Annotated in this window: 10 protein-coding genes; 7 read left to right on the top strand and 3 right to left on the bottom strand. The window is 64.2% G+C overall.

What is annotated here, in order from left to right; genetic code table 11:
- Positions 1–57: 57 nt before the first annotated feature.
- On the bottom strand, positions 58–720 hold the full coding sequence (locus tag L6637_RS36945) for an STM3941 family protein (protein WP_237873797.1): 663 nt from the start codon (positions 718–720) through the stop codon (positions 58–60).
- 290 nt (positions 721–1010) lie between these two features.
- Between L6637_RS36945 and L6637_RS36950 the strand changes: the two genes are divergently transcribed.
- Genes L6637_RS36950 through L6637_RS36975 form a run of 6 tightly spaced genes read left to right on the top strand, consistent with a single transcriptional unit; the run spans position 1011 to position 8496 of the window.
- Positions 1011–3860, top strand: coding sequence for a bifunctional transaldolase/phosoglucose isomerase (locus L6637_RS36950; protein WP_237873799.1), 2850 nt, complete (start codon positions 1011–1013; stop codon positions 3858–3860).
- A 13-nt stretch (positions 3861–3873) separates the two neighbouring features.
- Positions 3874–4872: a phosphogluconate dehydrogenase (NAD(+)-dependent, decarboxylating) gene (gnd, locus tag L6637_RS36955; protein WP_237862625.1), complete on the top strand. Its 999-nt coding sequence runs from the start codon at positions 3874–3876 to the stop codon at positions 4870–4872.
- Between the two features lie 25 nt (positions 4873–4897).
- Positions 4898–6409 carry a glucose-6-phosphate dehydrogenase gene (gene zwf, locus L6637_RS36960; RefSeq protein ID WP_237873801.1) on the top strand — a complete coding sequence of 504 codons (1512 nt, stop codon included), beginning with the start codon at positions 4898–4900 and terminating at the stop codon, positions 6407–6409.
- Positions 6409–7158: a 6-phosphogluconolactonase gene (gene pgl / locus L6637_RS36965; RefSeq protein ID WP_237873803.1), complete on the top strand. Its 750-nt coding sequence runs from the start codon at positions 6409–6411 to the stop codon at positions 7156–7158. The genes zwf and pgl overlap by 1 nt, the downstream gene beginning before the upstream one ends.
- The gene (locus L6637_RS36970; RefSeq protein WP_237873804.1) at positions 7145–7687 is read left to right on the top strand and encodes a gluconokinase; all 543 of its coding nucleotides are present in this window, start codon (positions 7145–7147) and stop codon (positions 7685–7687) included. Before pgl ends, L6637_RS36970 begins: the two co-directional genes overlap by 14 nt.
- Positions 7684–8496: a Cof-type HAD-IIB family hydrolase gene (locus L6637_RS36975; protein ID WP_237873805.1), complete on the top strand. Its 813-nt coding sequence runs from the start codon at positions 7684–7686 to the stop codon at positions 8494–8496. Before L6637_RS36970 ends, L6637_RS36975 begins: the two co-directional genes overlap by 4 nt.
- Before the next feature lie 84 nt (positions 8497–8580).
- On the opposite strand, the gene L6637_RS36980 is transcribed toward L6637_RS36975, so the two are convergent.
- Positions 8581–10383 carry a glycoside hydrolase family 15 protein gene (locus L6637_RS36980; protein ID WP_237873806.1) on the bottom strand — a complete coding sequence of 601 codons (1803 nt, stop codon included), beginning with the start codon at positions 10381–10383 and terminating at the stop codon, positions 8581–8583.
- A gap of 30 nt (positions 10384–10413) precedes the next feature.
- Positions 10414–12375, bottom strand: a complete 1962-nt coding sequence (gene malQ / locus L6637_RS36985) for a 4-alpha-glucanotransferase (RefSeq protein WP_237873807.1) — start codon at positions 12373–12375, stop codon at positions 10414–10416.
- A gap of 204 nt (positions 12376–12579) precedes the next feature.
- Here malQ and L6637_RS36990 point away from each other — a divergent pair, with 204 nt between their 5' ends.
- Entirely contained in the window at positions 12580–14526 is a 1947-nt protein-coding gene (locus tag L6637_RS36990; RefSeq protein ID WP_237873808.1) for a maltotransferase domain-containing protein, read from the top strand.
- Positions 14527–14533: the final 7 nt, after the last annotated feature.

A 14533-nucleotide genomic window follows, 5' to 3' on the forward strand; every position in this document is an offset into this window, starting at 1 on the left:
GCGATACCGGGGCACCTTCCTCCGGCACTGCAACATGACGATTTGCGAGCGGCAAACTTATGACGCTTGCAAGGCGATCCCGCGGGTGCCGCGTTCATCTTCCTGCTGCAATGCGATGGCCTGATTGTTTGCAGCGGCCGGGTTGGCTGCAGCGTGGCAATCGCGGCAAGCGCGCAGCAGTGTGTCAAAATCGGTCGCCAACCCCTCCGGACGGATAACAATCCGTTCATCCTGCGCGCCGCGCGTGGCGGCACGGATGTAGGAAAGCTGTCGCTGCAAGGCAGGCGTCGGTGTCAGCACAATCGCCTTGCGGCCGCGGCATTCCTCAGCCGAGACATCAGCAATCGACTCCCAGAGCAGAAACTCATTGCCGATCCGCAAGTCGCGGATGCCGAAGAGGGTGACGATCACCACCGGCCCGCGCTCGGCCGGCAGCATCCAGATCAACCAGGCGGTCACAGGGCCGAACAGAGCGACGCCGAGATAGCCTATCGTCGTCTCATAGGGTGCGATCTCGCCCCACCAGTCGAAAGCAAGGCTTGCACTGAGCAGCGTCACCGCGAAGCCTGCCGCGACCAGCAGCCGCATGCGCGTGACGCATTGCCCGACTTCGAGATCATGAGACGAATCGATGCAGGTCGCCGACGGAATCGATTGCCGGTTATCGGCGACGGCAACACCATCAGGACGAGTGTGCATGCTTTCCCCCAGCATGGCCATTCGCAACCGAGCCCCGTGACGATCAGGCGGACCATTCCTCCTGACGACACCTCGCGACGCGAATAATCGACCTCAACCAAAAGCCTCGGCCGACCCATGCCGGCCAAATTATTATTACGCAAAAGCACGACGGCCGCCTGGATCGTCATGATCGCGACGGAGTTAGGCTATGAGTATGACGCCCATACCCTTGATTGGTTCCCTCGCGGGAGCATGCTAGCTAGAGGATAGCGCGTCAGGACCGGTGCGGAAACCCCCTCCGTCCGCAGGCTTGGAGATAAATAAGCATCATGAATCCCGTCAAAGAACTGGAAAAGCACGGACAAGCCGTCTGGCTGGACTTCCTGGCCCGCGGCTTCATCGCCAAGGGCGACCTGAAGCGGCTGATCGACACCGATGGCGTCAAGGGCGTCACCTCCAATCCCTCGATCTTCGAGAAGGCGATCGGCAGCTCGGACGAATACGACGCCCCGATCGGCAAGGCGCTGAAGCGCGGCGACCGGACCGTGGCCGATCTGTTCGAGGCGGTCGCGGTCGAGGACATCCAGAACGCTGCCGACGTGCTGCGCCCGGTCTATGACCGCCTCAAGGGCGGCGACGGCTATGTCAGCCTCGAGGTCTCGCCCTATCTGGCGATTGACACGTCGGGCACGGTCGCCGAAGCACGGCGGCTCTGGAAGGACGTCAATCGCAAGAACCTGATGGTGAAGGTGCCGGCGACGCCAGAGGGCCTGCCGGCGATCGAAACGCTGATCGGCGACGGCATCAGCATCAACATCACGCTGCTGTTCTCGAAAGCGGTCTACCTCCAGGTCGCCGAGGCCTATATCGCCGGTCTGGAAAAATACGTTGCCGGCGGCGGCGATCCTTCCCATGTCGCGAGCGTGGCCAGCTTCTTCGTCAGCCGGATCGATTCCGTCGTCGACAAGCAGCTCGACGAGAAGATCGCACGGGCCAACGATCCCTCCGAGAAGGAGCGCCTCGCCGCGCTGAAGGGCAAGGTCGCGATCGCCAACGCCAAGGTCGCCTATCAGGACTACAAGCGCCTGTTCGCAGGCCCGCGCTGGGAGAAGCTCGCCGCCAAGGGCGCCAAGCTGCAGCGCATGCTGTGGGCCTCCACCGGCACCAAGAACAAGGACTACAGCGACGTGCTTTATGTCGAGGAGCTGATCGGCCCCGACACCATCAACACCGTGCCGCCGGCGACGCTCGATGCGTTCCGTGACCATGGCAAGCCGCGCGACAGCCTGGAGGAGAATGTCGAAGACGCCTATCGCGTGCTGGAAGAGCTGGAGCGCTCCGGCGTCTCGCTCGACGCCATCACCGAGGAACTGGTCAAGGACGGCGTCAAGCTGTTTGCGGACGCCGCCGACAAGCTCTACGGCGCGGTCGCCCACAAGCGCGCGACCGTGCTCGGCCCCGCGATCGACCGCCAGCTTCTCTCGCTCGGCGACGGCCTCGGCAAGGCCGTGGCCAAGAGCACCGAGGAATGGCGCGCATCGGCAAAAATCCGCAGGCTGTGGCAGCGCGACAAGTCGGTCTGGACCGGGACGGACGAGGACAAATGGCTCGGCTGGCTCGACAGCGCCGCCAAGGCCGATGTCGCCGATTATGAGGACTATGCGAGCCGCGTGAAGGGCCAGAAATTCTCCGACGCCGTCGTGCTCGGCATGGGCGGATCGAGCCTTGGCCCCGAGGTGCTGGCGGAGACGTTTGCCCGGAAGGCCGGCTTCCCGAAGCTGCACGTGCTTGACTCCACCGATCCGGCCGAGGTGCGGGCGATGGAGGCCAAGATCGACATCGCCAACACGGTGTTCATCGTGTCGAGCAAGTCAGGCGGCACCACCGAGCCGAACGCAATGAAGGATTACTTCCACGAGCGCGTCGCGCAGGCCCTCGGCCCGAAGGCCAAGACCGGCTTCCGCTTCATCGCGGTGACCGATCCCCGTTCGTCGCTGGAGAAGGCGGCCAAGAAGCTGAACTATGCCCGCATCTTCCATGGCGAGCCCTCGATCGGCGGCCGCTATTCGGTGCTGTCGCCGTTCGGCCTGGTGCCGGCGGCCACCGCCGGCATCGACGTCAGGACCTTCCTCAAGCATGCGCTGGCAATGGCCCGCTCTTGCGGACCGGACGTGCCGCCAGCCGAGAACCCGGGCGTGCAGCTCGGTCTCGCCATGGGCCTCGCCGGCCTCGAAGGCCGCGACAAGGTGACGATCCTGGCGTCGAAGAAGATCGCCGATTTCGGCGCCTGGGCCGAGCAGCTGATCGCGGAATCGACCGGCAAGGAGGGCAAGGGCCTGATCCCGATCGCCGGCGAGCCGTTGAGGGAGTCCGCGGCTTACGGCAGCGACCGTTTCTTCATCGACATCCGCACCGAGGGCGAAACGGATGTCGCCCATGACTCGGCGCTCGCCGGGATCGAAGCAGCCGGTCATCCGGTGGTGCGCATCGTCATGAAGTCGATCGACCATCTCGGCCAGGAGTTCTTCCGCTTCGAGATGGCAACAGCGGTAGCGGGAGCGATCCTCGGCATCAATCCGTTCGACCAGCCTGACGTCGAAGCGGCCAAGATCAAGACCCGTGAGCTGACGTCGGCGTTTGAGAAGACCGGTGCGCTGCCGGCCGAAGAGCCGGTGGTGAGCACCAGAGAGTTCGATCTCTACACCGACGACCACAACGCCGCCGCGTTGCGCACGATGGGCGCCAATGGCGACCTCACCTCCTGGCTCAGGGCCCATATCACCCGCTCGCGGCGCGGCGATTATTTTGCCCTGCTCGGCTACATCGCGCGCGACAAGGCCAACATCGAGGCGCTGCAGGAGATGCGGACGGCCGTGCTGGAGAAGCGACATCTGGCAACCGCCGCCGAATTCGGCCCGCGCTTCCTGCACTCGACAGGCCAGGCCTATAAGGGCGGGCCCGACAGCGGTGTGTTCCTCCAGATCACCGCCGACGACGCCAAGGACCTTCCTGTGCCGGGCCAGAAGGCAAGCTTCGGCGTGATCAAGGCGGCACAGGCGCGTGGCGATTTCGACGTGCTGACCGAGCGCGGCCGGCGCGCGCTTCGCGTGCACCTGAAGGGGCCGCTCAAGAAAGGTCTTGCGGCGCTCAATGCCGCGCTCAACGACGCGCTGAATTAAGGGAATTTCTCACATGCAACTCGGCATGATCGGCCTCGGCCGGATGGGCGGCAACATCGTTCGCCGCCTGATGCGTCAGGGACATTCGACCGTGGTCTATGACAAGGACGCCAAGGCCGTCGCCGGTCTCGCCGCGGACGGCGCGGTCGGCTCGGCGACGCTCGAAGAATTCATCTCGAAGCTGGAGCGGCCGCGCACGGCCTGGGTGATGCTGCCGGCGGGCCGCATCACGGAAGCAACCATCGAGACGATCGCCGGCGTGATGCAGGAGGGCGACGTCATCATCGACGGCGGCAACACCTTCTGGCAGGACGACGTGCGTCGCGGCAAGGCACTGAAGACGCGCGGCATCCACTATGTCGACGTCGGCACCTCAGGCGGCGTCTGGGGCCTCGACCGCGGCTATTGCATGATGATCGGCGGCGAGAAGCAGGTCGTCGACCGGCTCGATCCGATCTTCGCAGCGCTCGCCCCCGGCGCCGGCGACATTCCGCGCACCGAGGGACGCGAGGGTCGCGATCCCCGCATCGAGCAGGGCTACATCCATGCAGGTCCGGTCGGCGCCGGGCACTTCGTCAAGATGATCCACAACGGCATCGAATATGGCCTGATGCAGGCTTATGCCGAAGGTTTCGACATCCTCAAGAACGCCAACATCGACGCCCTGCCGGCCGATCATCGCTACGATTTCGACCTCGCCGATATCGCCGAGGTCTGGCGCCGCGGCAGCGTGATCCCGTCCTGGCTGCTCGACCTCACCTCGACGGCACTCGCCGACAGCCCACAGCTCGCGGAATATTCCGGCTTCGTGGAGGATTCCGGCGAAGGACGCTGGACCGTGAATGCGGCCATCGATGAGGCCGTTCCGGCCGAAGTGCTGACGGCTGCGCTCTACACACGTTTCCGTTCCCGTCGGGAACACACCTTCGCCGAAAAAATTCTTTCTGCGATGCGCGCGGGATTCGGCGGCCACAAGGAGCCGAAGCAGCCGGACGCTTCGAAGCCAAAATAAGAACTTAAGCGAAGGCCCAACGTTCGTGACAAAAGACCCGCAACCAAAGCGCAAGCCGGAAAACTGCGCCTTCGTCATTTTCGGCGTCACCGGCGATCTCACCCATCGCCTGGTGATGCCGTCCCTCTACAATCTCGCGGCCGAGCACCTGCTGCCGGAAAAGTTCTGCGTCGTCGGCGTGGCCCGCAGGGGCCAGTCGGACGACGAGCTGCGCGACGGCCTGCTGAAGGGCCTGAAGCAATTCGCAACGCGGCCCGTGGACGACGACATCGCCACAAGGCTGCTGGAATGCGTGACCTTCGTCGAAGCCGACGCAAAGGACCCGCCCTCCTTCGATCGTCTGCGCGAGCATCTGGATTCGCTGGAATGCGCGCAGGACACCGGCGGCAACCGGCTGTTCTATCTGGCAACCCCGCCGGCCGCGTTCGCGCCGACCGCGCGCGAGCTCGGCCGCACCGGCATGATGAAGGAGAATGGCGCCTGGCGCCGCCTCGTAATCGAAAAGCCATTCGGCACCGATCTCGCCTCGGCCAAGGCGTTGAACGCCGAGCTCTTGAAGATCATGGACGAGCACCAGATCTACCGGATCGATCATTATCTCGGCAAGGAGACGGTGCAGAACATCCTGGTGCTGCGCTTTGCCAACGGCATGTTCGAGCCGATCTGGAATCGCAACCACATCGACCACATCCAGATCACCGTCGAGGAGAAGCTCGGCGTCGGCCATCGCGGCGGCTTCTACGATGCCACCGGCGCGCTGCGCGACATGGTGCCGAACCATCTGTTCCAGCTGATGTCGCTGGTCGCGATGGAGCCGCCGGCGCGCTTCGACGCGCATTCGGTTCGCTCCGAAAAGGCCGAGGTGCTCACCTCGATCCAGCAACCGAACCACGAGGAGGCGCTGCGAAACTCGGTGCGCGCGCAATATCTTGCAGGCCGCATCGGCGACGACGAGATCGCTGATTATCGCAAGACCGAAGACGTCAAGCCCGGCAGCACCACCGAGACCTTTGTCGCGCTGAAGCTGATGATCGACAATTGGCGCTGGGCCGGCGTACCGTTTTACTTGCGCACGGGCAAGGCACTGGGCCACAAGCGCACTGAGGTGGCGATCAAGTTCAAGCAGGCGCCGCTGTCGATGTTTTCAGGCACGACGGTCGACCGTCTCTCGCAAAACTTCCTCACCATCGGCATTGCGCCGACCGAAACCATCGAGCTTCAGTTCAATGCAAAAATCCCGGGGCCGAGCATCACCATCGACGGCGTCGAGATGAAGTTCAAATATGGCGACTATTTCCGCGCCGATCCGTCCACCGGCTACGAGACGCTGATCTACGACTGCATGATCGGCGACAACATCCTGTTCCAGCGCGCCGATGGCATCGAGGCCGGCTGGGCGGCGGTGCAGCCGTTCCTCGACGCCTGGAAGACCGCGGGCGACAATGGCATCGAGACCTATGAAGCCGGCAGCGACGGCCCGGCCTGCGCTGACGAGCTGCTGCGGCGCGACGGCCGAAGCTGGCGGAAGCTTTTGTGATGGCGACAGCCGCAGAGCCTAAGCTGATCGTCGTCGCGGACGCCGAAGCCCTCGCACAAGCCGCCGCCGAGCGGGCGATCGCCCGCATCGCAGCCAATCCCGGCCGCATCGCGATTTGCCTCACCGGCGGGTCGAGCCCGAAGAAGCTGTATCAGCTGTTCGGTAGCGAGGCTTGGCGCGGCAAGATCCCCTGGGATCGCGTGCATTGGTTCATCGGCGATGAGCGCTTTGTCGGCACGAGCGATCCGCTCAACAATATGGCCGTCGCTCGCGCCACGTTTCTCGATCGCAACGCGCCGTCAGGCCATATCCATCCGATTCCGACCCTGGTTGAAAATCCGGATGAGAGCGCTGCGGCGTATGCACACGAATTGCAAGCCTTCTACGGATCTGAAAGCCTCGATCCGGCACGGCCGTTGTTCGATCTCGTCCTGATGGGTGCGGGGCCCGATGGGCATACCGCCTCGCTGTTTCCCGGCTATCCCGGTGTCGAGGAAACTGCGCGCTGGGTCGTCGGCGTGCCCAAAGCCAATGTCGCGCCCTTCGTGCCGCGGGTCTCGCTGACGCTTCCCACGCTGGCCTCGTGTCACGAGATGCTGTTCGAGATTGCAGGGCACGACAAGCAGCCGATCTTGACGCGCCTGCTCAATGGCGAGAATCTGCCGGCGTTACGCGCGCGCTCGCATGGTGAGACCGTCTGGCTGGTCGACCGGGCCGCGCTTCCGGAGGGGATTCGTGGCGGGCACTAAAGCACCTTGTGCGTTGATCGTGATGGGCGTGTCGGGTTCGGGCAAGAGCACGATTGCAGCTGCGCTGGGCGACCGCCTCGGCTGGCGATTCGAGGATGGCGACAGCTTCCACCCCAAGAGCAATGTCGAGAAAATGCGGGCCGGCCATCCCCTCACCGATGAGGACCGCTGGCCCTGGCTCAACGCCATCGCCGACGAGATCGCGCGGGCCTGCGGCAAGGGCGAGCCAATCATCATCGCCTGTTCGGCGCTCAAGCATACCTATCGCGAGGTGCTGCTGCGCGGGCGCGACGACGTCCGCTTCGTGTTCCTGAAGGGCACGCAGGAGCTCATCGCCGATCGGCTGGCGCATCGCAAGGGCCATTTCATGCCGCCCGGACTGCTCACCAGCCAGTTCAACACGCTGGAGCCGCCGGAGGCGAGCGAGCACGTCATCACGGCCTCGATCGACGAATCCGTCGAAGCAATCGTCGATGGCATCGTGCGGCAGCTGAAAATCGACGGCGGGAAAAGCAGGGCCGAGCCATGACGAAAATCTCACTGATCGTTTCCGACGTCGACGGCACGATGCTGACCAAGGACAAGACGCTGACGGAGCGCGCGCGGAGCGCGGTGCAACGGCTGCACCAGGCCGGCATCGGCTTCACCATCACCTCCAGCCGGCCTGCGATCGGCATGCGCTTCCTGATCGAGCCGCTGGCGTTGTGGCTGCCGGTCGGCCCGTTCAACGGCTCCTCGATCGTCGATCCCGAGATGAATCCGGTCGAGCAGCATCTGATCCCGAAGGACGCGGCCGAGCGCAGCTTGCAGATCCTCCGGGAGTTCGGCGCCGACATCTGGCTTTTCACTTACGACAAATGGCTGATCGATAACCCCAGCGGTAAATACGTCGCGCATGAGCAGCACACGATCCGCTCAGATCCCACCATCGTGACGGATTTTGCACCGCATCTCGCCAGCGCCTGCAAGATCGTCGGCGCCAGCGCCGATGCGGCGGGCCTCGAGGCTTGCGAGAAGGCGATGCAGCAGGCGCTCGGCAGCGAGGCGACCGCGGTCCGCTCCCAGACCTATTATCTCGACATCACCCCGCCCGGCTTCAACAAGGGCACGTTCGTGCAGGCCATGGCCAAGCGGCTCGGCATTTCCCTGGATGCGGTCGCCACCATCGGCGACATGCAGAACGACCTCGCCATGTTCCGCGTCAGCGGCACCTCGATCGCCATGGGCAACGCCACTGACAGCGTCAAGGACCAGGCCACCAACGTCACCGCGAGCAACGAGCAGGACGGGTTTGCCGAGGCGATGGAGATGATCTTGAAGCGGAATGGGTTGGGCTAGAGCTTAATTGCGTCAAGTGCGCAGCTGGTCGTACCTCTCCCCAGCGGGGAGGGGTTAAGACCCTCCCCTACCGCGCGCTCCCTGCTATTTCGACCGCTGCATCGCCGGCTTATCGCTGGCGTGCCTGGCCGCCGAGAGATTATGCGCGGTGTTGATCAGCGCGATATGCGTCAGCGCCTGCGGGAAATTGCCGGTCTGGCGGCGTGCGACGGGATCATATTCTTCGGCGAGGAGCCCGACGTCGTTGGCAAGCCCTGCGATGCGATCGAACAGCGCCTGCGCCCGATCGAGGTCGCCCGCGAGCACGTGGGCATCGGCCAGCCACAGGGTGCAGGCCAGGAACGCGCCCTCGATCGGCTGGGTCTCCTCGGAGACCTCGCGCGGGTCATGCCGCAGCACGAAGCCGTCGCGCATCATGTGCTTCTCGACGGCCGCGATGGTGCCGCGGATGCGCGGATCGTCGGCCGGCAGGAAGCCGACACCCGGCAGCAGCAGCACGCTCGCATCGAGCAGTTTTGAGCCGTAGGACTCGACGAAAGCGTTCTCTTCCGCGTCAAAGCCTCTGTTGCAGACGTCGCGATGGATCGCCTCGCGCAAGGTGCGCCAATGCAGCAGCGGCGCCTTGAAGCCAAAAGTCTCGGCGCTCTTGATGGCGCGGTCAAAGGCGACCCAGGTCATCACCTTGGAGAAGACGTAGTGCCTCGGCTGGCCGCGCCGCTCCCAGATGCCATGGTCGGGATGGTCCCAGACCTCGGCGAGATGATTCAGCACCGCACATTCCAGCGCCCAGGTCGCCTCATCGTCGAGTTGGAGCTTAGCCATGCGCGACTGGTGGAAGGCATCGATCAGCTCGCCGTAAACGTCGAGCTGAAGCTGCGCATGCGCGGCATTGCCGACACGCACCGGCTGGGCGCCCTCATAGCCATCGAGCCAGCTTGCCTCCCATTCCAGCAGCCGGCGCTGGCCCCAGATGCCGTACATGATCTGCATGTTGGCGGGCGAGCCGGCGGCCGCGCGCAGCAGCCAATTGTGCCAGGCCAAGGCTTCGTCGGTGTAACCCGAATTCATCAGTGCCAGCAGCGTGAAGGTGGCATCGCGGAGCCAGCAGAAGCGGTAGTCCCAGTTCCTGGCGCCGCCGAGCTTTTCCGGCAGCGAGGTGGTCGGCGCCGCGACGATGCCCCCTGTCGGGCCGAATGTCAGCGCCTTCAGCGTGATCAGCGAACGCATGATGAGATCGCGATACTCGCCGTCATGCGTGGAACGGCTTGACCACTCCTTCCAGAATTTTTCGGTCTCCCGGAGCGCGATATCAGGGTCGATCGATTCAGGCGGATCGAGATGTGAGGGACCGTAGGTCAGCACGAACGGCACGGTCTCGCCGTCCCTGACCTCGAAATCGGACACCGTGGTGAGATCCTCGCCGCGCGTCTCGACCGGCGTGCGCAGCACCGTCATGTCCTGGCCGGCGACCGCCAGCAGTGAATGGTCGATCCGCCTCACCCAGGGAATATCGACACCGAAGCCGAAACGGATGACAAGCTCCATCCGCATCTTCACCGTGCCCTTGACGCCGCGCACCAGCCGCACGATGTCGGACGCCTTGCCGCGCGGCGGCATGAAGTCGACCAGCGCGACGGTGCCGCTCCCGGTCTCAAAGCGCGTTTCGAGGATGAGGGTGTTGCCGAGATAGCGGCGCGAGATACTTGTGACGTCCTCGCTCGGCGCGACCAGCCACCGACCGTTCTTGTGCGTGCCGAGGATCGCGGCAAAGCAGGCGTCAGAATCGAAGGCCGGCCAGCACAGCCAATCGATCGAGCCGTTGCGCCCGACCAGCGCCGCGGTCTCGCAGTCGCCGATCAGCGCATAGTTCTCGATCTTCTGAGACAATGTTTTGCGAGCCTAGGAAATCCCCGGATATCAACGCCCACCGATGAGCGAACGTTCCCGCGTCGCGGCCTTCAAAGCCGCGAGATCGACCTTGGCAGCGATCTGATCGAGTGCGACGGGAAGCCGCTGCCGCCAATTCGGGTGCTCGTCGATCGTGCCGGGAATGTTGGGCTGGTCGATCACGCCGAGCAGGTCTTCCATCGACACCGCGAGCAGCCGCGACGGCGTGCGCGACAGGAAGCCGAGCACCGAGTAGAGGTCGTTGGCGTTGATCCCGTTCTGGTGCAGAATCTGATCGAGCGCGCCGAGCGCATCCCAGCGCGCCTGTTCGTTCTCGCCGGGATCGAGCCCGAGCGACAGCTTCATCTTGAGATCGCCGAACGAGCGCCAGCCAGCATAGGTGCATAGATCATGCGTGTTGAGCGTGACCAGCGCGTTCGGCCGGTAGTGGTCGACATTGCGGAAATGGCCGGCATCGTCGCGCTCGAACATCATGACCAGGTAGGACCAGATGCCGAAATCCTGCATGGTCTCGCGGAAGCCTTCGGGCACGGTGCCGAGGTCCTCGCCGATCACGATGCATTTGTGGGTAACGCTCTCGCACACGACCGCCGCGAGCAGCGCCTCCAGCGGCATCTGCACATAGGCGCCGTTATCGGGCTTGAAGCCGCGCGGCACCAGATAAAGCCGCTTCAGCCCCAGCACGTGATCGAGCCTGATGGCGCCGGCATGCCGCATCGAGGCGGCCAGCATGTTCGCGAAGGGCACGAAGGACTGCGCCTCCAGGCCGCCTGCGTTGAAGCCGGCAAGGCCCCAATCCTGACCGACGGTATTGAGGACATCAGGCGGCGCGCCGACCGCAAGGTGGCGGGAGATTGACGTCTGTTCGTTCCAGGCATCGAAGCCGTTGGATTGCACGCCGACGGCAACGTCGAGATAGAGCCCGACGCGCATGCCGAGCTCGGCGGAGAGCTCCTTGGCGGCGCGCAATTGGCTATCCGCCGTCCATTGCACGAATTCGACGAACTCGACCCTGTGCTTGTCGGGTCCCTTGCGCATTTCAGCGCATTTGGCATCGTCCGGCTGCTGCCATTCCACTGGCCATTCCCACCACGGCACATTGAAACGATGCCGAAGCACCTCGAAGCAGGCGAAGCGTGACAACAGCGGCCCGCGGTCCGCTCGAAACGCATCGAACTGGTTACGCCGGACACCGGTCGCGGTCTTCAAGAAGCTGTCAAAGGCAGCACGGAGGCCCAGCCATTTCAGCGCCGCCATGTCGGCGTAAGGGACACGATCGCCTTGGCGCAGCCGCGTGGCGGTCGTGGCGGCGTCCGGGACGAGGTCGGCCGAATATTCGGGAATGGCCTCGACGTCGATATACAGCGGATTGAGAAACAGCCGGCTGTTCGGCGAATAGGGGCTGCAATCGGCCGGATGATCGTCGAACAGCACATGCAGCGGATTGAGCCCGACGCCGTCAGCCCCCAGCCGCTTGGCGAGCCTGACAAGACCGGCGAGATCGGTGAAATCGCCGATGCCCCAATTGCGGTCGGAGCGAACGGAGTAGAGCTGCACGGCCAGCAGCCAGCCGCGGTCAAACTCGCCGCCAAAGGCGCGCTCGGGTGCCACGATCATCGGCACCTCTTCCGTCGCGCCCGTAGCATCGGTCAGCGTCAGCCGGTGGTAACCGAGCGGCAGGCCGGCGGGCCAGGCGATAACAGGCTCGCGCGTCTCGCCCTGCCCGATCACATTGCCCTTGCCGGTGATTTTCCATTGCAGCGGCGCCGTGCCGACGGCAGCAAGCTCGGTGCGCGGATTGCCCAGCGCGCGCACCACCACCGGACCGCTGACGAAGCGATAGACCCGCTTCTCCGGCAGGGCATCGAGGATGGATTTGAGCGCCTCGGGCGCGGTGACCCGCAGCTTGCCGAGGGCGTCGACAAATTCGGATTGAACGCCCTTGGTCTGGGCTTGAGCTAAAAGATCCATTCGGCACGCAGCTTGCAGGCCATTGTCTGGCCGGGGGCATGGATTTTAACGAGGTCGCGGAAGAGGTTAGTCAGGGGTAACTCCCAAACCGCACCTGCCGTTCCCATGGGAACCAATGACACACAAGCGGCTTTCTATAGTGGTACCAAGCGTAGGTTCCCGACAAGGGAAACGGGCTCCTGCTTTCTTGTCAATGGCATCACCGTGAACAAGACAATTCAAACTGTCGAGAGTGCCGCCGCCGGCAGCGCTTTCCTCATCGAAGATATCTATCCGTTGATCGATGGCGGCCGCTTCGCCGTGAAGCGGATCGCGGGCGATCGGGTCGAGGTGTGGGCCGACATCTATCGCGACGGCGACGCCACCATCAGCGCGGCGCTGGTCTGGCGCGGCGAGCAGGACCGTGAATGGCGCCGCGAGCCCATGATCCATCATGGCGACGACCGCTGGTCCGGCGCGTTCACGCCGACCGAAGCAGGGCAATATGTCTATGCCATCGAAGCCTGGACCGACGAATTCGCCACCTGGCGCCACGGGGTCGAGCGCAAGCAGCTCTCCGGTGGCGACGTGACGCTTGATGCGATCGAGGGCGCTGGCCTTTTGACCAAGGCGCATGGCGCGCAACAGGACGCCGCGGCCGTGATCGTCAGGCAATGCGAGGACTATCTCCAGAACGGCGACGTCACCTCGCTGCTCGCAACCGACCTCGGCGAGGCCATGGCCGAGAGCCAGGCGCGGCCGGACCTGACCCGCTCGCCGAACTTCCCGCTTGTTATCGACCGCGAAAGGGCGCGCTTCGGCGCCTGGTATCAGATAATGCCGCGTAGCCAGAGCGCGGTTGCCGGCCAGCACGGCACGCTCCGCGACTGCATCGCGCGCGTGCCCGATATCGCGGCGATGGGCTTTGACGTCTTGTACTTCACGCCAATCCATCCGATCGGCCGCACAAGCCGAAAGGGCCGCAACAACGCGCCTGTCGCAACCGAGGGCGAGCCCGGGTCGCCCTATGCGATCGGCTCGGCTGAGGGCGGCCACGATGCTCTGCATCCCGAGCTCGGCACCATCGAGGATTTCCGCGCGCTGGTCGCGACCTGCCTCGAATTCGGCCTCGAGATCGCGCTCGATTTCGCCGTGCAATGCTCGCCCGATCATCCCTGGCTGACGCAGCATCCGGAATGGTTCAAATGGCGACCGGACCGTTCGGTGCGGACGGCGGACGGCCCCTATTCTGATATCGTGATCCCCGATTTCGCCTCGGTCGACCGGGCCGGGCTGTGGAACGCGTTTCGCGACGCCATGCTGTTCTGGATCGACCATGGCGTGACCATCTTCGCGATCGACAATCACGACACCGCGCCGCTGCCGTTCTGGGAGTGGCTGATCCACGAGATTCGTCAGCGGCATCCCGAGGTGATCCTGTTCTCCAAGACGTTTGCGCGGCCGAAGCTGATGAAGGGCCTCGCCAAGCTCGGCTTTGCGCAGTCCTTCAGCTATTTCCCCTGGCGCACAGGGAAGTGGGAGCTGGAGCAATATCTCGGCGAGCTCTCGCGCTATCCGGAGCGGGATTTCTATCGGGCAAACCTGTTCGTCAACACGCCGGACCTGCTGCCGTATCATTTGCAGAGCGGCGAAGCCTGGATGTTCAAGTCGCGCGTCGCGCTGGCGGCAACGCTGTCAGGGAATTACGGCCTCTATAGCGGCTTCGAGCTGCTCGAGCACGAGGCCGTGCCCGGCCGCGAAGAATATCAGGATTCCGAGAAGTACCAGATCCGCCAGCGCGACTGGGACAAATCAGGCAATATCAAACCCTGGATCACGACACTCAACCGTATCCGCAACGACAACGCCGCGCTCCAGCAGACCAGCAATCTGCGCTTCCTCGGCATCGAGGACGGCGAGACCATCGCCTTCGTCAAGGAGGCCGCTGAACCGGTGAACGCGATCATCGCGGCCATCGCCCTCTCGCGCCATGCGCGCGAGATCTGGTTGCCGCTCGGCGACCTCACCATCGATGTCGGCGGCGAGCGCCGCCACGTCACCGCAATCGAAAATCTCATGACAGGCGAACAGTCCCGCATCGAATGGGGCGGGATCAAATTGCGTATCGATCCCGACCGCGATCCGGCCCTGCTCTTCCGCTGCCTGGCGTAAGGATCAC

The organism is Bradyrhizobium zhengyangense (genome assembly GCF_022012435.1).
GTDB lineage: Bacteria > Pseudomonadota > Alphaproteobacteria > Rhizobiales > Xanthobacteraceae > Bradyrhizobium > Bradyrhizobium zhengyangense.